The organism is Streptosporangium canum, from assembly GCF_900113865.1.
In the GTDB taxonomy this organism is placed as follows: domain Bacteria; phylum Actinomycetota; class Actinomycetes; order Streptosporangiales; family Streptosporangiaceae; genus Streptosporangium; species Streptosporangium canum.
In genome coordinates this window covers 111,111-128,309 of record NZ_FOQY01000016.1, presented here as the reverse complement: position 1 = coordinate 128,309, position 17,199 = coordinate 111,111, and the positions used below count along the sequence as shown (strand labels likewise).

Below are 17,199 nucleotides of genomic sequence, written 5' to 3'. Positions count from 1 at the left end.
GGCCGTCCGCCGCGCCGGGCGGCCCTTGATCGGTCCGTCCGGCGTGCCCGGCCCGCCATGGGGCCGGATGGACGGCCGGTGGCGGCGCCGAGGCCGATCGTTTTTCGGGTGTTCACTCCGGTGCCCGCGCCGGGAGAGGAGTCGTTCAGACCGGAGGGCTTGGGTCCAGTCATATCTACCGATATGTAATGGAAAAGGTACTCCTGTGACTTCCTCCATCTCCCGTCGTGATCTGCTCCGTTCCGGGGCGGTAGGCGGCCTGGGCATCGCCATCGTCGGCAGCGTCGAAGCGATCGCCGGCCCGGCCGCCGCCCAGAGCGCCCAGTCCGGCCTCACGGCGGTCGGCTACGGCCCCGTCGTCGCGGACCCGGCCGGCCTGCTCGCGCTCCCGCGCGGCTTCTCCTACAAGGTCGTCGCTCAGGCGGGGAAGACGCTGCTCGAAACGGGGGAGCCGACGCCGAGCGACGCCGACGGCACCGGGTTCTTCCACAGCCGGAACGGCTCCGTCCTGGTCAACAACCACGAGATCGGCGGCAACGAGCCCTACGGCGTGCCCGCCCTGCCGGGCCTGACCTACGACCCGGGTGCGCGCGGCGGCACCACCAACATCGAGGTCGACAGGCAGGGCAACCGCATCCGCGAATACGTCAGCGTGGCAGGCACCCACAACAACTGCGCGGGCGGCATCACCCCCTGGGACACCTGGTTGACCTGCGAGGAGACCGAGCAGCGCGCGGGCGGGGCGTTCCAGAAGGACCACGGGTACGTCTTCGAGGTCGACCCGTTCGACCGCGAGGCCAACCTCGACCCGGTCCCGTTGAAGTTCCTGGGCAGGTTCTCGCACGAGGCCGTCGCGGTCGACCCGCACACCTCCGCGATCTACGAGACGGAGGACGCGGGCGGCCCGCTCGGGCTGTACTTCCGCTGGACCCCGCCCAGGCGCTTCCGCGGCGGCAAGGGCGCGCTCCGGGCCCTCGCGCTCAGCCAGGGCGGCGACACCGCCGGCACCCTGCAGGCCATGAGCTGCTCCAAGGGAAGCAAGCACATCGCCGACCTCTCGGAGGCCACCCAGCCGGGCACCCGGTACAAGGTGACATGGGTTGACGTGCCCGACCGCGACGCCGCCACCGTTTCGGTGCGCAAGCAGTTCACCGACGACCAGGTGACCCGTAGCCGCAAGCTTGAGGGGGCCTGGTGGGCCGACGGCGGAGCCTACTTCGTCGCCAGCTTCGCCCGCACCGACGACGGCAGCGTCAACGAACACGACGGGCAGGTGTGGTTCTACGACCCCAGGTCGGAGACGGTCACGCTTAAGACGATCTTCGGTGTGAACCCGGACCCGGAGCAGGACACCGACTACGACGGACCGGACAACATCACGGTCTCGCCGTACGGCGGGATCATCCTGGCCGAGGACGGCGAGGGGCTCTCCCACCTGGTCGGCGTCACCAAGCAGGGCAAGGCCTACCCGATGGCCCGCAACGAGCTCAACGACAGCGAGTTCACCGGCCCGACCTTCAGCGAGGACGGAAGGATCCTGTTCGCCAACATCCAGAGCCCGGGCTACGTGTTCGCGATCACCGGGCCCTGGGGCCGGCCGGGCAACGCCGGCGGAGGCCACCACTGACCGTCGCGTGACCACGGGCGCCACTCCGCCCTGCGCCGTCGGACGGCGGGGGCGGGGGCGGCGCCGTACCGGAGACCAGCGCTGCCGGACCGGCCGGACGGTCCGGGGCGGTGGTCGGCGGCGTGCGGGGGCGGGCGCTCGGCGGCGGTCCGCGGTCCCGCACGGCAGGGGCGGCTAGACGTCGTACTTGTCGTGGTGGAGGAACTCGTTGATGTACTTCTGCCGGCCGAGTGGTGTCAGATCGAGGTAGTTGTACGTGCCGACCAGCAGATCGGCACCCCGCCCGTAGGTCGAATAGGTGTGGAACACGCTGTCGCCGTCGCGCAGGAAGACGCTCATTCCGTGCCCGTCACCCTTCACGAAGAAGGCCAGGCCCTCCCGCATGAGCGTCGCCTTGTCCTTGTAGTTGTACTCGACGGGCGCGACGGACTCGTCCATCGTGGCGTTGAAGTCGTAGTTGAAGTCGCTCCCGTACGACGAGTACCACGGCACCGTCCAGCCCATGCGCGCCTTGAACCGCTCGATGCCGGCCAGCGGCGCGCGGGAGGCGAGGACCAGTGAGGTGTCGCGCGCGTGCAGGTGCGGCAGGTGGCCGATGTTGTCGACCAGGAGCGAGCAGCTCGCGCAGCCCTCGTCGGTGTCCCAGAGCCACATGAAGTGGTAGACGATGAGCTGGCGGCGGCCGTCGAACAGTTCGAGCAGATCCACTTTGCCGCCCGGGCCGTCGAAGACGTAGTCCTTGTCCACCTTGACCATGGGCAGCCCGCGGCGTTCCTCGGTGACCACGTCCCGCATGCGGGTGCACTCCTTCTCCTTCGCGAGAAGCTCCTTGCGGGCGGTCAGCCACTCATCTCGGGAAACGACCTGCGGAAGATCCATCTGCGCTCCTTGTGGGTGGGACCGAGGAGCCGTGGTCACTGACGCGTCATCGCGTCGAGGGTCTCGGTCATGTGCTTGCGCAGCTCGCCCATGCGCACGTCGAGGATGACCGAGGCGATCTCGGGGTTGCCCTGGATCATCTCGCGCAGACCGCTCTGGCCGGGGCCGTGGACGAAGCTGTGACGGACCAGGGTCTGCCCCGGCGAGTCCCCCGGCTGCAGCTCGTAGCGCCACCTCGATGAGGGGCGGTCCGGGTTCTCGTCACGGTCGAGCACCACCCAGGCGAAGGTGCGCGGGCGGTCCACCTCGGTGATCACGCATGTCACCGTCCATACCCTGCCCTCCCGGCGGTTGCGCCCCTGGAACCGCCGGCCCTCCCGCACCGCCGGGGCGTCGCTGCCGATCCAGGCCCCCTCCTCGCACTCCGGGCTCCACTCGCCGATGCGCGGCACGGCCGTGATGAGGTCCCACAGCCGCTCCGGCGGCACGCCGACGGTGATCTCCAGGTCCACCCCGGCACCGGTGATGCCGTAGTCCTCCATGCCAACCTCCGCAAGCTCACGGCACGCCGGGCGGTGCCTCGATCGTCGATCGACTCCTACGATGAACGATCGGCCCGCCCATGGACAGAGGTTGCACCCCCTACCTTTGATCCAGCGGAGGTGAAAGAGGGCGCATGCCGCGATGTGGACAGCACGCTCGGAGAAGACAGGCTCCGGCACCGTCTGGCAGTCTTCGCCGTAGGCGACACGAGACGGACGGGTGATTTGATCCCGTACGCCGCGTCGCCGGAACGGCTCACGAAGATCTACGCCCTGTCACAGGGGCAGAGGAGGACGTCAGCCAGGTGGAGCGGCGGACGCTGTCGAGAGGATCGCCGGGTGTCCCGATCGCGTAGCCGCCGATGCCGGCAGAGGCGAGCTCGATGACCTCGTCACACGACCCGGTGGTCGAGACGGCCGCCGGCGCGGTGCGTGGCCGCCGTACCGGCGGGGTCACCAGGTTCGGCGGGATTCCGTACGGCGCGGCGCCGGTGGGCGAGCGCAGGTTCGCCGGCCGTGGCCGTGAAACACGCGTGGGCCGCTTTCGCGCATACGGGAGACCCTGATCACCATGGGATACCCGGCTGGCCGGAGTATCGTGCCCGCAGGGCCGTGATGCACTTCGACAAGGACCCGCACGTCCGCACCACGGGTCGCTGAGGATCCGCGTGCCCGTACGGCGGGCGGGACGGCAGGTCAGCCGAGAAACTCGAACTCAAGGCCCGCGCCGCTGTCCAGGGCGCGGCGGTAGGCGACCCAGGCGAGCGCCAGGTCCTGCCAGGGCAACCCGACTGGCGCGTAGACGGTGATCTCGTCGTCGTCGCGACGGCCGGGCACCTCGCCCCGCAGCACCTGAGCCAGCGTGCCCGCCGCGTCGTCCGCGGTGAGACCCACGTTGCCCAGCGCACCCATCGCGACCGCCAGGGGCACGTCGTCGACGATGACGCGGCCGGCCCGGAGCAGGCCGGCGGCGAGCTCGGACTTGCCGGGCTCGTCGGCGCCCAGGGAGGTGACGTGCACGCCCGCGCCGACGTCCTCGGCGTGGAGCAGGGGCTCGCGGGACCAGGTGGCGAGCACGACGATCTCCGCGCTGCCCGCCGCCACGGCCGCGTCGGAGACCACGTCGCAGCCGGTGCCCGAGACGGCGGCATGACGCTCGGCGAAGTCCGCCGCCCGCCGGGCGTCGAGATCGGCGACCACCAGGCGGTCCAGCGGCCGGAGCGCCGCCAGGCCCCGCATGACGAGCTCGGCCTGGGCTCCGGCGCCGACGACCGCGACCGTGGCGGCGCCGGGACGGGCGAGCACGTGTGTGCCGAGCGCCGCCGCGAGTCCTGTCCGCCACGCCGTCACGGTCGCCGAGTCCACCAGCGCCAGCAGCTCGCCGCTTTCGAGATCGTGCAGGCAGACGACGCCGCGCAGCGCGGGCCGCGCGCCGGGGAACTTGGCGTTGACCTTGACCGTGTAGGCGGGGACCCCTTCGACCAGTCCCGGGATGAGCGCGGTGGCCGTGCCCGGACCGGGCAGGTCCGTACGGATCCGCTGAGGTCCGACAGTCGGGGGCGCGGCGACGAACCCCTGTTCAAGGGCTGTGAGACACGCATCCACATCGAGTAGGCGCTCCAGGTCGGAGCGGGAGAGCAGCAGCGTCACAGGACGATCTTCCCATCCGTGCGCCGGCCCACCGGGACCGGTGCCGCGGGGGCCGGGCTGTCCGAGAGGGGGCTCTCGGGGCATGTCGGTTCCCTCTTGTAAGTAAGGGCATCATGCGGCAGCATGAGTGGCGATGGAAGAAGGCATTTCGAAGTCACCGGCCAACTGCCCAAATGTCGAGGGCGACTACGACGCCCGCCAGTGGGACACCAGGGAGGACTGCGAGGTCCGCCAGATCCTCGATCGGGTGGCGGACAAGTGGTCGCTGCTGGTGATCGCTCTGCTGGACCGGCGCGTCCTGCGCTTCACCGAGCTGAGCCGTGAGGTCGACGGCATCAGCCAGCGCATGCTGACCGTGACGTTGCGCCAGCTTGAGCGTGACGGCCTGGTGCGCCGCACCGTTCATCCCGTCGTGCCTCCCCGCGTGGACTACGAGCTCACGCCTCTGGGGGTGACCCTGCACGACACGATCCAGTCGCTCGTCATGTGGACGGAGAAGCACCAGAACGAGATCGCCGCCGCCCGCGCCGACTACGACGCCCGTGCCGACGTCGCCCCCGCCGCGCCGGTCGCGCCGCTTCCGGTGAGCCGTGAAACCATGGCGGCCGGCCGTACCGGGGCCCGGCCCGTGGCCCCGGTACGTAACGGAACCGCTGCCGTCGGCCGTAACGGAACCCTGTCCGCGGGCCGTAACGGAACCCTGGCCGCAGGCCGGGACGGAGCTCGGGCCGCGAGCCGTAACGGCACTCCGGCCGCGAGCCGTAACGGCACCCCGACGGCAGTCACGGGTGATGACGGGGCACGGGCCGTGGCCGTGGGTGGTGACGGGAGCCGGGCCGGTGCGACCATGCCCCGCTGCGAGACGTGCGGCACCCCCATCCACCTTGCCCGCACGGGCCGGCCCGCCCGGTTCTGCGGTACGGCCTGCCGGCAGAAGGCGCATCGCCGACGCTCCCGCGCCGGCGCCCCCGGCCAGGGCTGATCCCCCCCGGCGGGCGGGCGTGCCGCCCGTCGGCGTACGGGTCTCAGGAGCCGGGCTCCGGGGAGCACATGTTCCCGAGGTACGGCTCGCGGGCGTGCGGGTCTCAGGCGGTGAACGCGGCCCGCCGGGGTCGCACGGCCGCGCGAGCCCGGCGGACAGGCGCCGTGGCCTTGACGGTCATGCGATCCGCCGGTCATCGGGCCGCCTCGGCGGCCAGCGGCAGCCGTACCGACACCCGGAACCCCGGCCCGTCGGCGCGGCGTCCCGCGGTCGCGGTGCCACCGCAGGCGGCGGCGCGCTCCCGGATGCCGATCAGGCCGTTGCCGCCCGGCGGCAGGGCGAGCCCGGACCCGAGGCCGTCGTCGGTGACGTCGATCGTCAGAGCGTCGTCCTCCCAGCGGAGGCGGATGTCGGCGTAGGAGGCGCCCGCGTGTTTGACGACGTTGGTCAGCGCCTCCTGGGTGATCCGGTAGGCGGCGACCTCGACGTCGGGAGGGAGCGGCCGGGGCTCCCCCAGGGTGCTGTAGGCCACGTCGAGCCCGGTGCCCGTGACCTGGCCGGCCAGTGTGGACAGGTCGCCGATGGTCGGTTGCGGCGCGCGGGGGCCCTCCTCCTCCTTGAGCACGCCCAGCAGCCGCCGGAGCTGGACCATCGCCTCGCGCCCGGAGGCGGCGATCGCGTCGAAGGCCGCCTCGGCCTTGGCCGGATCACTTCTGATCACCACGGGTCCCGCCTCGGCCTGGACCACCATGATGCTCACGGCGTGGGCCAGGATGTCGTGCATGTCGCGTGCGATCCTGGCCCGCTCCCGCTCGGCGGCCCGCTCCGCCTCGACCCGGTGCTCGCGCTCCCGTTCGGCGGCCCGCTCCTCCAGGACCGCCGCGTAGGCGCGGGAGACGGAGACGGCCCTGCCGCCCGCGTACGCGGCGACGAACAGCACGGTGCCGCGCAGCGCGGTCTCGGACGAGCCGACCAGCAACAGTCCGCCGCCGATCGTGATGACGAGCATGAGCAGGCGGGGCCAAGGAGAGGAGTACACGGCGACGGTGTAGATCGCGATCATCCCGGCGTACCAGACCGGCTGCGAGGGCACGTTGTCGACGAGGTCGTACATGGAGGTCGCCGCGAGGGTGACGGCCAGCACGGTCAGAGGCGCCCGGCGGCGCCAGAGCAGCGGTGCCACGGCGGCGATCACGACCGCGTACCCCCACCAGTGCCAGGACGTGGGGTGGGGGTTGTCGTGGGCCAGGAACGGCCACAGTTGCGCGACCATCACCAGGGAGGTGACCGCCACATCCCCCCACCAGGGGGGAAGGGCTCGCAGTCGGCTGCGTAACTGGGCGATGAACGGCAGATCGAACACGGTGCCCAATCTTGCTCCCTCTCGGAGCGCCCCGATACCGGAGGGTGGCCTCTGCCGGAGCCCCGGCCTGCTCACGCGTGGGTGGCGGCACGTCGGGCGGCGTGGGCGGCGACGGGCTTGGCCGTGGGCGCGATCCCGCGGGCGAGGGGGACGAAGGAGACGAGCAGGAAGATCGCCCCGAGCGGGATGAAGTCGCGGTCGACGATCGGGAGGACGAGGTCGATCAGGACCAGCACCGGCGTCCAGGCCTTGACGCGGCCGATCACGGCGAGCTGGACGACGAGGGCGAGCTGACCGAGGTAGAAGAGGTAGGGGCCGCCGTCGTAGATCGCGAAGGAGACACCCGGGACGGCCTGGATCCGGTCGAACAGGACGCCCATCGCCGCGTGGTCGGCGGAGAGGAACCCGACCACGATGTCGATGACGAACTGCGCGGAGGCGGCCAGGATGCCGACGGAGCCCATCACGGCGCTCACCGTGGACAGGGCGTCGCGGCCCGCCATCCGCCGCATCTCCCAGAAGATGGGGACGAACAGGGCCAGGGCGGCGAGGAATGCCAGGTGGCCGGTGGTCCAGGCGAGGCCGGGGCCTCTGCTGCCGTCGAGGCCGTCGAGGATGCGGATGACTCCGTAGGCCAGGACGAGCAGGGGCGCGGCGACGAATGCGAAGCGGGGGTTCATATCAAGGGCTCCAGGCGGTCGGCGTGTGCCTCAATCCTGGGTTTTTCCAGCTCGGAAGTGATCGCCGGGCAGAGCGATCCTCATCTCCCCGGCGAGGGGGAACGGATATCCCCCGTACCGGCGATGCGGCCGGCCCCCGGTCGCGGAGCCGGGCCGCGGTACAGCAGCATGAGCGTGCTGCCGTACTCGGCGCGCGTGACGCCGACACGGCTGCCCGGTGGGAGCGGCCATCCGCCCAGCAGCGCCGCCATCGCGGCCGTCCCGCTCTCCAGGAGGGCGACGTCGTCCGCGCCGGCGCCGACCAGGGCGGCCGGCGCGGCCCTGGACGCGTGGAGGTCCGGGACCGCCCGGTAGCCACCCACCTCGCGCTCGTGCCGGAGGTGTCCGACGACGGCGTCGAGTGTCCGATCGCCGGGGACGTTGCATCCGGCGGCGTCGAGGTGGCCGGGCGGCACGGAGGACCGCGCCGCCCGCCGGCTCTCAGCGATCACGCGCGGGCCAGGACGAGGCTGAAGTCCCCGGTCGGATCGGTGTAGTGGCGGCTCACCGTGAATCCGGCCGCGGCCAGCTCCCCGCGCAGGCCCTCGGGGCGGAACTTGGCGCTGATCTCGGTGCGCGTCTCCTCCCCGGCGGCGAAGGAGACGGTCAGGTCGAGGCCGCCGACCCGCACGCGCATGGCCCGGCTCGCGCGCAGCCGCATCTCGATCCAGTCGTGCCGCGCGTCGTAGATCGCGACGTGCTCGAACGCGTCGGGCTCGAAGTCGGCGTCCAGCTCCCGGTTGACCACGCGCAGGACGTTCCGGTTGAAGGCGGCGGTCACCCCGGCCGCGTCGTCGTAGGCCGCGACCAGCCGCCCGGTGTCCTTGACCAGGTCGGCTCCGAGCAGGAAGGTGTCGCCGGGCCGGAGGGTGCCGCGCAGCTCCTTGAGGAACACCTCGCGCGCCGCCGGGTCGAGGTTGCCGATGGTGCCGCCGAGGAAGGCCACCATACGCCGCCCCTCCCGCGGCAGCAGCGCCAGATGGTGCTCGAAGTCGGCGCAGACCGCCTGTACGGTCAGGCCGGGGTAGCGGGCGGTGAGCCGCCGCGCGGCGTCGCCGAGGGTGACCGCGTCGACGTCCACCGGCGTGTAGGTGCGCAGTGTCCCCGTCGAGGAGAGGGCGTCGAGCAGCAGGACGGTCTTCTCACTGGTCCCCGAGCCGAGCTCGACCAGGGTGTCCGCGCCGCTGCGCGTGGCGATGTCGAGGGCCTCCCTGCGCAGGATGGACAGCTCGCGGCGGGTGGGATAGTACTCCGGCAGCCGGGTGATCTGGGAGAACAGATCGCTGCCCGCCGCGTCGTAGAACCATTTGGGCGGCAGCCACTTGGGCCTGGACGTCAGCCCGGTGCGGACGTCGTTCTCAAGTGCCTGGCGCAGGTAGTCGTGGCCGAGATGGTTGACCAGGTGTACGGCTGACTGGCTGACGGACACGGGGCCTCCTGGGTCGATGGGTCACGGTCCTCCTCGCCTGGCGGCTCGTCGGTCCGTGACCGGGGTGCTGTGTTCTCCGGTGGTCTCGCTCCGCTCGTCCACGGTCCTCCTCGCCTGGCGGCTCGTCGGTCCGTGACCGGGGTGCGGTGTTCTCCAGGTGTTCTCCAGGTGTTCTCCAGTGGTCGTGCTCCGCCCGGTCACAGTGGCTGGACGCGCACGCCGTCGGGAGAGGCGAGAACCAGGTTCCGGTCCGGTACGGCCTGCCAGCCGGGCCGGTCGTCCAGCGGCTCGCTCGCCACGAGCACGCCGTCGTCGAGATGGAGGTGGAGGGTGTCGCCCCAGACCGTCGCGGCGATCGACGCGCCGTCGCAGGCGAGCAGGTTCAGCCGGGCTCCGGGGTCCTTCGCCCCGGCGTGGGCGACGACCTCCGCCAGGGCGTCGCCGAGCGGGTGGCCCGCGCGCCGCCGTACGAACACCGCGGCGGCGAGCCACGCGGAGTCGCAGGAGCTCTCCGCGTCGTCGGCCAGCTCCCGTACCGCCTCCCGCTCGACGCGGCCGTTGTGGCTGAGCAGCCAGCGCCCGTCGGTGAAGGGCGCGGTCGCGGTCTCCTCGATCGGCATGCCGACGGTCGCCGACCGTACGGCGGCCAGCAGGCAGCCCGAGCGGCTGACCTGTGCGAGGGCGGGCAGGTTGGCGTCGGCCCAGATGGGGACCGTACGGCGGTAGCGGACCGGTTCGGCGCGGGCGGCGTCGTACCAGCCCATGCCGAAGCCGTCGGCGTTGATCGTGCCGTAGCGCTGCAGGCGCGGGGCGTAGGACTGCTGGAGCAGGCCGTACTCGGGCTCGTGGATCAGCGAGGCGAGGGTGCGGGGAGCGCCCAGCCAGGCGGCGTGGCGGCACATCTACGCCTGCTCCGGGGTGGCCGAGCGGGCGCAGCGGAAGCCGGAGAAGATCTGCCGGCGGATCGGGTGGTCCCAGTTCCTGAACGTCGTGCGGACCGCGGCCGGGTCGGCCGCCCAGGATCCGCCGCGCAGCACCCGGTAGTCCTTGCCGAAGAAGACCTCGCTGTACTCGCGGTAGGGGAAGCTGCGGAAGCCGGGGTAGGGCAGGAAGAGGGAGGCGGTCCACTCCCACACGTCGCCGATCATCTGCTCGACGCCGTAGGCGCTCGCCCCGGCGGGGAAGGCGCCCAGCGGGGCGGGCCGCGCCGCCCGGTGCCCGAGGTTCGCCCGGCCGGGTCCGGGGTCGTCGTCGCCCCACGGATACTTCCGCGCCCGCCCGGCGGAGGGGTCCCAGCCGCAGGCCTTCTCCCACTCCGCCTCGGTGGGCAGCCGCCTGCCCGCCCAGCGGGCGTAGGCGTCGGCCTCGTACCAGCACACGTGCTGGACGGGCTCGTCCATGGGCACGGGCTCGGGCCGGCCGAAGCGGGTGCGCCACCAGGTGCCGCCGTCCCTGGTCCAGAACAGCGGGGCGCAGGCGTGGCTCTCCTGCCGCCAGTGCCATCCCTCCGGGGTCCACCAGCGCGGGTCGTCGTAGCCGCCGTCGTCGATGAAGGCGGCGTAGGCGAGGTTGCCGACGGGGAGCCTGTCGATCCAGTAGGCGGGCAGGTCGACCCGGTGGGCGGGGCGCTCGTTGTCGTAGGCCCACGGCTGGGTGCCGGTGCCCATCAGGAAGGGGCCCGCCGGGACGAACACCTCCTCGGCGCCCGCGGACCCGCCGGGCGGCAGGTCGCCGTCGCGGACCAGGCCCGGCTCCCTCGACAGCTGCAGGGTGGCGAGCATCGTCTCGTCGTGCTGGTGCTCGTGCTGGATGACCAGGCCGAAGACGAAGGCGTCCCGGTGCAGGGGGTCGGGGCCGTCCGGGTCGATCGCGTCCAGGACGTCCAGCACCCGGCCGCGCACGCCTCCGATGTAGCGGCGCGCTTCGCCCGGTCCCAGGATGGGCAGGCTCGGACGGTCCTTGCGCGGGTGCTTGAACGCGTCGTACAGGTCGTCGATCTCGGGGCGGAGCGGGGTGATCCCGCCGGCCTCCCGCAGCACCCACAGCTCCTCGTAGTTGCCCACGTGCGCCAGGTCCCACACCAGCGGCGACATCAACGGCGAATGCTGCCTGACCAGCAGGTCGTCCTCGGCTTCGGTGTAGGCCAGCGACCGGTTCCGCACCGCGACCAGCTCGGCGGCGATCCGTTCCTTGAAGTCGTTCATCCCCGTCCTTCCTCGGTCAGCCAGGCCGACAGGCGTCGTGGCGGCCCTTTCGCCAGCTCCAGCAGGTCCGCGGCCGGAGAGCGGCCGGATGTCACGTGACGGTCGGCGAACGCGGCCACCTCGCGGATCAGGCCCGCGCTCACGCCCAGGCGCGGCAGCGCGGCGAGGGCGGCCCGGAAACAGGTCTCGGCGGCCTTCCTCAGCCGCGGCTCCGCCAGCCCGTGGCGCGCCGCCCCCGGCCACATCCCCGCGTACGGCTCGGCGGCGGCGATCGCCGTCTCGGCCGCGCGGTCGTCCATCACCAGGGCGTGGGTGACCGCCACGCACACCGGCCAGTCCGCCGGGCGCTGGGCGTCGAGGTAGCGGATCTCCAGCCAGCCGCGCGGCCGTACCGGAGGGAAGGTCGTCGTGGCGTGGTAGGCCAGGTCCGCCAGGGTCAGCGGGCGCGCGGGCGCGGTCAGCCAGTCGCGGAAGGTCGAGCCGTCGCGGACGGTCCGATACCGGTCGCCGTTCTCGCGCACGAGCATGAGCCGGGCGTCGAGCAGGTACTCCGCCCAGGCCGCGGCCGGGTCGCCGGTCGCGGGGACGGGGGCCGTCCGCGTGCGGTCCAGGTTCTCCCACACCGCCTGGCGGCCGGACATCCACCCGCACGGCCGGCCGCCGCTGAGCGGCGAGTTGGCGAAGGCCGCCATCAGGACGGGCCCCAGCAGGTGCGCGCGTTCCCACCGCACCGCCGGCCTGTCGCCCAGGTCCAGGTTGACCTGGATCGACGCCGTCGAGCACATCATCAGGGCCCCGTACGGCGTGCCGAGGAACTCCGCCATCGCCTCGTAGCGGGGCAGGCGGAGCTGCCGTCGTGCCGGCCGTACCGGGTCGAGGCCCACTCCCGCCAGCACCAGGCCCGCCTCCCGCAGGGCCGCGCGGGCGGCGTCCACGTCGGCGGCGAGGCGGGCGACGGCCTCCGGCAACGGGCCCGCCGGACCGGAGAGTTCGAGCTGGCCGCCCGGCTCGAAGGTCACCCGGCTCCCGCCGGGCAGCGGCGGCAGGGCCTCGGCGACCTTGGCCAGCGGGACGTGGCAGTCGGGAGACGTACGGTCGAAGACCAGGAACTCCAGCTCGACTCCCACCTGGTCCCCGGCGGAGCCGTGGAAGCAGCCTCGCGCGAAGTCCGCCACATCCGAGGTGTCCCGGATCACCATGTCCTCGGCGGCCAGATCGGTCATCGTGCCCCCTTCGCCCGGCGCGTATGGATCTATAGACCCGCCAGGCGCGCAAGCGTTACAGAGAGGGCGGCGTGTAACGGATCGCTCCTCAAGCAGCACTACGTCACATGAGGCACAGGTGGGAATGACGCGAGCGGGACCTCGATCCGGGAGGTCGGCCGGCTGCCGTGAGATCACGGAGCTTGTCACCGACTATCTCGAAGGGGCGCTCTCCGCCGAGCGGCGGCGACGCTTCGAGGCCCACCTGGCCGGATGCGCCGAGTGTTCGCTCCATCTGGAGCAGATGCGGGCGACGATCAGGGCCCTCGGCTGTCTCGGGGCCGACGGCATTCCGGATCGGGTGCTCAGGAGGTTGTGCGGGGCCTTCCTCGGCTCAGGGACGCCGCCAGTCGCGGAAGGCGGACAGTAGCCCCTCGCGCGTGTCGCCGGCCAGGCCGTCGGGCCGCAGGTCGCCCAGGGTGGCGACGGTGGCGCGGAACTGGCCGAGGTAGCGCTCGCAGCCCTCGCAGCCGCCGAGATGCTCCTCGAACCGGTAGCCCGTGGGCTCGTCGAGCTCACCCTCCATGTAGACGGTCACGAGTTCCACCACCTCGTCACAGGTGAACCGCTTCACGGCGCTGACCGCCTTACCGTCTCGATGCTGAACCGATTCCACTACGCCGACCGCCTCGCCGTCTCGAAATAGTCCTCCAACTGCCCGCGCACCGACGCGCGGGCGCGGTGCAGCAGCACGCGCTGGTTGGCCGCGGAGATCTCCAGGATCTCGCAGACTTCCTCGGACGTGCACCCCTCCACGTCGCGGAGTGTGATCACCGCCCGCTGCCGGGGCGGCAGCTCCGCCAGGGCCGCCGCGATCCGGCCGCGCACCTCCGCGGCGAGCACCTCGCCCTCCGGGGTCGGCCAGGCCGCGGGGAGCTCTTTCCAGTGTCCGGGGAGGGGGTCGTCCACGCCCTGGAAACGCGAGCGGTCGACGGTCGGTCTCTCCTGCTCGAAGACGCTGCTCCACGGGACCGTGCGGTTCTCGCGCATGCCTCGCTTCTTGGCCGTGTTGACCAGGATCCGGTAGACCCAGGTCTTGACCGACGAGCGTCCCTCAAAGCCCCCGATCCCCCTGACGACCGCCAGCCAGGTGTCCTGCACGATCTCTTCCGCCGAGTCGTTGGTGGACACGTGCGTGCGGGCCAGCCACAGCATCCCTCGTGACCAGGTGTCCAGCAGCGTCGCGAACATCGCTTCGTCGCCGGCGCGCAGGGCCGCCACGACGACATCGTCCGGCGGCAGCCTACCGCCGGTGAAGGACTCCACGATTGTCTCCTCCTGATAGGACATCTGGGACATTCATGACGTCGTGGCGCGTCCTCTCCGCTGAAGCGCTCCCGAGCGCGACCGGTCCAGGAGATAGAGGATTCCCGCCCTGAACTGGGCCGACACCTTCTCCTCCCGGTCCGGGCCGCCGGCTGACCTCGCTCTCCTCCCTGCACAGTTCCGGGACCGTGCCCGTTCGTTACGCCGTACGGGCAGGTCGGTCGCCGGAATCTCGGACGTCGGGAAGGCCGGTCATGGGAGGTCCCGGACGTCGGGAAGGCCGGTCACGGGAGATCCCGGACGCCGGAGGCGGGCCCTAACGCGACGCCTCGGCGACCTCCAGCGCCTCGCGAGGGGCGCCGGCGGCCGTCGTGCGCCGTCTGCCCAGGCCGGACGCGGTGACGGCCGCGCCGAGGACGACCGCGACAAGCGGCACGATCAGTGCCGCGCGGAAGCCGTCAAGCCCAGCCTCGGGCGAGCCGCCGGCGCCGGCCGCCGCGGCGTTGACGGCGGTCACCGCCGACAGGCCGAGCGCCGAGCCGAACTGGAACGACGTGTACAGCAGGCCGCCGGCGAGCCCCTGCTCCTCTTCCGCGACGCCGTCCGTGGCGGCGATGGTGAGCGGCCCGTAGGCCAGGGCGAAGGCGAGGCCAAGCATGATCATGGTGGGGAACATGGCCGCGTAGGTCCAGTCGAGCCCCATCGGCAGGAACAGGGCGTAGGCCGCGGCGGCGAGGAGCATGCCGCCGAAGATCACCCGGACGTTACCGAAACGGCTCACGAGCCGCGGCGTGACGGTGGGCGCGAGCACGGCGTCGACGCCGACGGCCAGGAGGGCGAGGCTCGTCTCCAGCGACGACCAGCCCCGGAGCTCCTGCAGGTAGAACACGGCGATGAACTGGAAGCCGAAGAACGAGCCGGCGAACAGCATCGCGCCGAGGTTGGCGCGCACGAGCGGGCCCGAACGCAGCATGCCCAGGCGCACCAGCGGTGCGGCCGACCGCCGCTCGATCGCCACGAAGGCGGCCAGCAGCGCCAGGCCGCCGGCGAGGGCGGCGGCCGCCCGGCCCCATCCGGCACCGGGATCCTCAAGGCTGACGACCGCGAAGACGAGCAGGAGCATCGCTCCCGTCACGCTGGCGGCCCCGGCCAGGTCGAAGCCCTGGGAGGAGCGCGCCGGACGGCTCTCGGCCGGGATGAGGAAGAGGGCGGCCAGGAGGATGACGGACGCCATGATGACCGGGGCGAAGAACACCCATCGCCAGTTGATCGCGGTCAGCAGCCCTCCGACGACGAGCCCGAGCGAGAAGCCGGCCGCGGCCGTCCCCGCGTAGACCAGCAGGGCCTTGTTGCGCTGCCGGCCTTCGGCGAAGCCCGTCGTGATGATGGCCAGACCGGCGGGCGCCATGAACGCGGCGGCCACGCCTGTCACGAAACGGGCGACGATCAGGACCCATCCCTCGCTCGCCACCCCGCCCAGGCCGGAGAAGGCGAGGAAGACGACGAGCCAGAACAGGAACATCCGCCGCCGGCCCAGCAGGTCGGCGGTCCGCCCTCCCAGGAGCATGAAACCGCCGTAGCCGAGCACGTAGGCACTCATCACCCAGCTCACCGCGCCGGTGGTCATGCCCAGGTCGGATCGGATCGACGGCAGGGCCACGTTCAGCATCGCCACGTCGATGCCTTCCAGGAAAATGGCGCCGCACAGCACGAACAGCACGGCCCAGGCGCGGCCGCTCATACGGCCGGTGCCGCCGTCGAGTGCCGGGGACTGCGGTGTGGACACGGGATGGCTCCTTGATGCGATAGCAGGAGGGGCCGGGCCGGTTCTCTTACGACCTGTCGGTTCCCTCTTGTAAGTAGACGCATCATGCGACACCCGCGAGTGGCGGTGGAAGACGGCACTTTGAAGTCACCGACTCACCGCCCGGATACCGAGGGCGGCCACGGTTGCGTCGCAGAGGCCGTGACGGAACCGTTGCCGCGCCCCAAACCGTAACGGAACCCGGACTGCGGCCGCCCGCCGTAACGGAACTCGGGTCGCGGCCGTGAATCGTGACGGGGCCCGGGTGTCCCCGTCCGGCGGTCCGTGGAGTGGAGGGGCGGCTCCGGACGATCGCCGGGGGATGAGGGGATGAGGGGGCGGGAGGAGCGGGGGCGGTCCGAGAAGGCAACGGCCCTTGACGGTCAGCGGACCCGGGGACCGGGACCCTTGAGGAGGGGGGCGACGACGTCGATCCGGTTGGTCCAGACGCCGCCGGAGTAGCCGCCGGGCAGCCGGTTCAGGTCACCGGCACTGTCGAAGCCCTCCGAGAAGTCGCCGGAACCCGCGACGACGATCACCCGGGTGCCGTGGTCGCGCATACGGCCGACGAACGTGTGCGGCCATCCCCACAGCCACGGCCCGTACCCCTCGGGGATATGGAGCTCCCGGTTGTCACAGGCGCCTGGCACGTGGCCGGTCCAGCCCGTCGCGAGGTAGTGGATCAGGCAGCTCTTCATGATGGCCTTCGACATCACCCGGACCCGGGGCAGCCGTCCGGCCAGCGCGGCCACCGGTGCGTCGCCGCCGTACACGGTGAGCGTGGGGAGCCAGGAGCCGGGCAGCGTGGCGAGGTAGCCGGCGAGCCGCTCGCCGTCGGCCGGCTCGTTGCTCTTGATGTGGATGAGCAGCTCCCGCCCGCCGAACGCGGCCATGACATCCTCGATGGCGGGGATGAGGCCCACGCCCTTGCCCCGGAACGGGTGGCTGGCGCCTCCGTCGGAGGTGTAGCGGAACCCGGCGTCGAGGCGGCGCAGCTCGGCGAGCGTGTGCTCGCGTACGGTGCCCGTCCCGTCGGTCCGGCATTCGAGCGTGGCGTCGTGGAACACGGCTATCCGGCCGTCCCGGGTCATCTGGACGTCGAACTCGACGACGTCGGCGCCCGCGTCGAAGGCAGCCCGCATCGAGTCGAGGGTGTTCTCCAGGTAAGGGTGCTCCGGCCGGTGGATGCGCTCCGCCGTACAGGTGTCGTTGGTGATGCCGGCGAAGTCGAAGGTCTGCGCCAGGCCCCGGTGGGCCAGGAGGAGCGGCCTGCCGCTGTCGGTGCCGGCGAGCCATGAGCTGTTGCCGACGTAGACGGCGACGATCAGGCCCGCCAGCAGGACGGCGAGGACGTGTCGGCGTCTGACGGATCTGAGGGGCCGCCGGGGCGGGCGGAGGACGGGCAGGGGCATGGACGAGGGTCTTCCCGATGGCAGTGACAGGACTGCCAGGATCGTCGTGCGGGCGGGGCC

At 72.0% G+C, this 17,199-nt stretch carries 18 protein-coding genes; 4 read left to right on the top strand and 14 right to left on the bottom strand.

Going from position 1 to position 17,199, the window contains the following annotated elements:
• Positions 1–205 precede the first annotated feature (205 nt).
• Positions 206–1,627 carry an alkaline phosphatase PhoX gene (locus tag BM085_RS23485; RefSeq protein ID WP_245789600.1) on the top strand — a complete coding sequence of 474 codons (1,422 nt, stop codon included), beginning with the start codon at positions 206–208 and terminating at the stop codon, positions 1,625–1,627.
• 174 nt (positions 1,628–1,801) lie between these two features.
• On the opposite strand, the gene BM085_RS23480 is transcribed toward BM085_RS23485, so the two are convergent.
• Together BM085_RS23480 and BM085_RS23475 are read right to left on the bottom strand one after the other, a co-directional pair.
• Positions 1,802–2,506, bottom strand: coding sequence for a DUF899 domain-containing protein (locus BM085_RS23480; protein ID WP_093889077.1), 705 nt, complete (start codon positions 2,504–2,506; stop codon positions 1,802–1,804).
• 35 nt (positions 2,507–2,541) lie between these two features.
• The gene (locus tag BM085_RS23475; protein ID WP_093889076.1) at positions 2,542–3,048 is read right to left on the bottom strand and encodes an SRPBCC family protein; all 507 of its coding nucleotides are present in this window, start codon (positions 3,046–3,048) and stop codon (positions 2,542–2,544) included.
• 362 nt (positions 3,049–3,410) lie between these two features.
• Here BM085_RS23475 and BM085_RS23470 point away from each other — a divergent pair, with 362 nt between their 5' ends.
• Positions 3,411–3,614, top strand: a complete 204-nt coding sequence (locus BM085_RS23470) for a carboxylesterase family protein (protein ID WP_093889075.1) — start codon at positions 3,411–3,413, stop codon at positions 3,612–3,614.
• A 130-nt stretch (positions 3,615–3,744) separates the two neighbouring features.
• Here BM085_RS23470 and BM085_RS23465 read toward each other — a convergent pair whose 3' ends face one another.
• Positions 3,745–4,698, bottom strand: coding sequence for an ornithine cyclodeaminase family protein (locus BM085_RS23465; RefSeq protein WP_093889074.1), 954 nt, complete (start codon positions 4,696–4,698; stop codon positions 3,745–3,747).
• Between the two features lie 133 nt (positions 4,699–4,831).
• Here BM085_RS23465 and BM085_RS47210 point away from each other — a divergent pair, with 133 nt between their 5' ends.
• Complete coding sequence (locus BM085_RS47210) at positions 4,832–5,680, top strand: winged helix-turn-helix transcriptional regulator (protein ID WP_218158806.1); 849 nt, start codon at positions 4,832–4,834, stop codon at positions 5,678–5,680.
• 193 nt (positions 5,681–5,873) lie between these two features.
• On the opposite strand, the gene BM085_RS23455 is transcribed toward BM085_RS47210, so the two are convergent.
• The 7 genes from BM085_RS23455 to egtA form a co-directional block, all read right to left on the bottom strand.
• Positions 5,874–7,043: a sensor histidine kinase gene (locus BM085_RS23455; protein ID WP_093889135.1), complete on the bottom strand. Its 1,170-nt coding sequence runs from the start codon at positions 7,041–7,043 to the stop codon at positions 5,874–5,876.
• Positions 7,044–7,114: 71 nt separating this feature from the next.
• Positions 7,115–7,723, bottom strand: coding sequence for a hypothetical protein (locus BM085_RS23450; RefSeq protein WP_093889073.1), 609 nt, complete (start codon positions 7,721–7,723; stop codon positions 7,115–7,117).
• Positions 7,724–7,803: 80 nt separating this feature from the next.
• Positions 7,804–8,214, bottom strand: a complete 411-nt coding sequence (locus BM085_RS23445) for a hypothetical protein (protein ID WP_245789598.1) — start codon at positions 8,212–8,214, stop codon at positions 7,804–7,806.
• Positions 8,211–9,191, bottom strand: coding sequence for an L-histidine N(alpha)-methyltransferase (gene egtD / locus BM085_RS23440; protein ID WP_093889072.1), 981 nt, complete (start codon positions 9,189–9,191; stop codon positions 8,211–8,213). Before egtD ends, BM085_RS23445 begins: the two co-directional genes overlap by 4 nt.
• 197 nt (positions 9,192–9,388) lie before the next feature.
• Positions 9,389–10,093: an ergothioneine biosynthesis protein EgtC gene (egtC, locus tag BM085_RS23435; RefSeq protein ID WP_093889071.1), complete on the bottom strand. Its 705-nt coding sequence runs from the start codon at positions 10,091–10,093 to the stop codon at positions 9,389–9,391.
• Complete coding sequence (egtB, locus tag BM085_RS23430) at positions 10,094–11,395, bottom strand: ergothioneine biosynthesis protein EgtB (RefSeq protein WP_093889070.1); 1,302 nt, start codon at positions 11,393–11,395, stop codon at positions 10,094–10,096.
• Positions 11,392–12,618, bottom strand: coding sequence for an ergothioneine biosynthesis glutamate--cysteine ligase EgtA (gene egtA, locus BM085_RS23425; protein ID WP_093889069.1), 1,227 nt, complete (start codon positions 12,616–12,618; stop codon positions 11,392–11,394). The genes egtB and egtA overlap by 4 nt, the downstream gene beginning before the upstream one ends.
• On the opposite strand from egtA, the gene BM085_RS47455 reads away from it, so the two are divergent.
• Positions 12,593–13,027: an anti-sigma factor family protein gene (locus BM085_RS47455; RefSeq protein ID WP_425443277.1), complete on the top strand. Its 435-nt coding sequence runs from the start codon at positions 12,593–12,595 to the stop codon at positions 13,025–13,027. The two genes, egtA and BM085_RS47455, sit on opposite strands and share 26 nt — an antisense overlap.
• Here BM085_RS47455 and BM085_RS23415 read toward each other — a convergent pair.
• The 4 genes from BM085_RS23415 to BM085_RS23400 all read right to left on the bottom strand — a co-directional run bounded on the left by BM085_RS23415 (position 12,992) and on the right by BM085_RS23400 (position 17,139).
• Positions 12,992–13,231 carry a zf-HC2 domain-containing protein gene (locus BM085_RS23415; protein WP_093889134.1) on the bottom strand — a complete coding sequence of 80 codons (240 nt, stop codon included), beginning with the start codon at positions 13,229–13,231 and terminating at the stop codon, positions 12,992–12,994. The two genes, BM085_RS47455 and BM085_RS23415, sit on opposite strands and share 36 nt — an antisense overlap.
• A 41-nt stretch (positions 13,232–13,272) precedes the next feature.
• Positions 13,273–13,923 (bottom strand): RNA polymerase sigma factor, encoded by a 651-nt coding sequence (locus BM085_RS23410; RefSeq protein WP_037934604.1) that lies wholly within the window; start codon positions 13,921–13,923, stop codon positions 13,273–13,275.
• Positions 13,924–14,239: 316 nt separating this feature from the next.
• Complete coding sequence (locus BM085_RS23405) at positions 14,240–15,709, bottom strand: MFS transporter (RefSeq protein ID WP_093889067.1); 1,470 nt, start codon at positions 15,707–15,709, stop codon at positions 14,240–14,242.
• 401 nt (positions 15,710–16,110) lie between these two features.
• Positions 16,111–17,139, bottom strand: coding sequence for a glycerophosphodiester phosphodiesterase family protein (locus BM085_RS23400; protein WP_093889066.1), 1,029 nt, complete (start codon positions 17,137–17,139; stop codon positions 16,111–16,113).
• Positions 17,140–17,199: the final 60 nt, after the last annotated feature.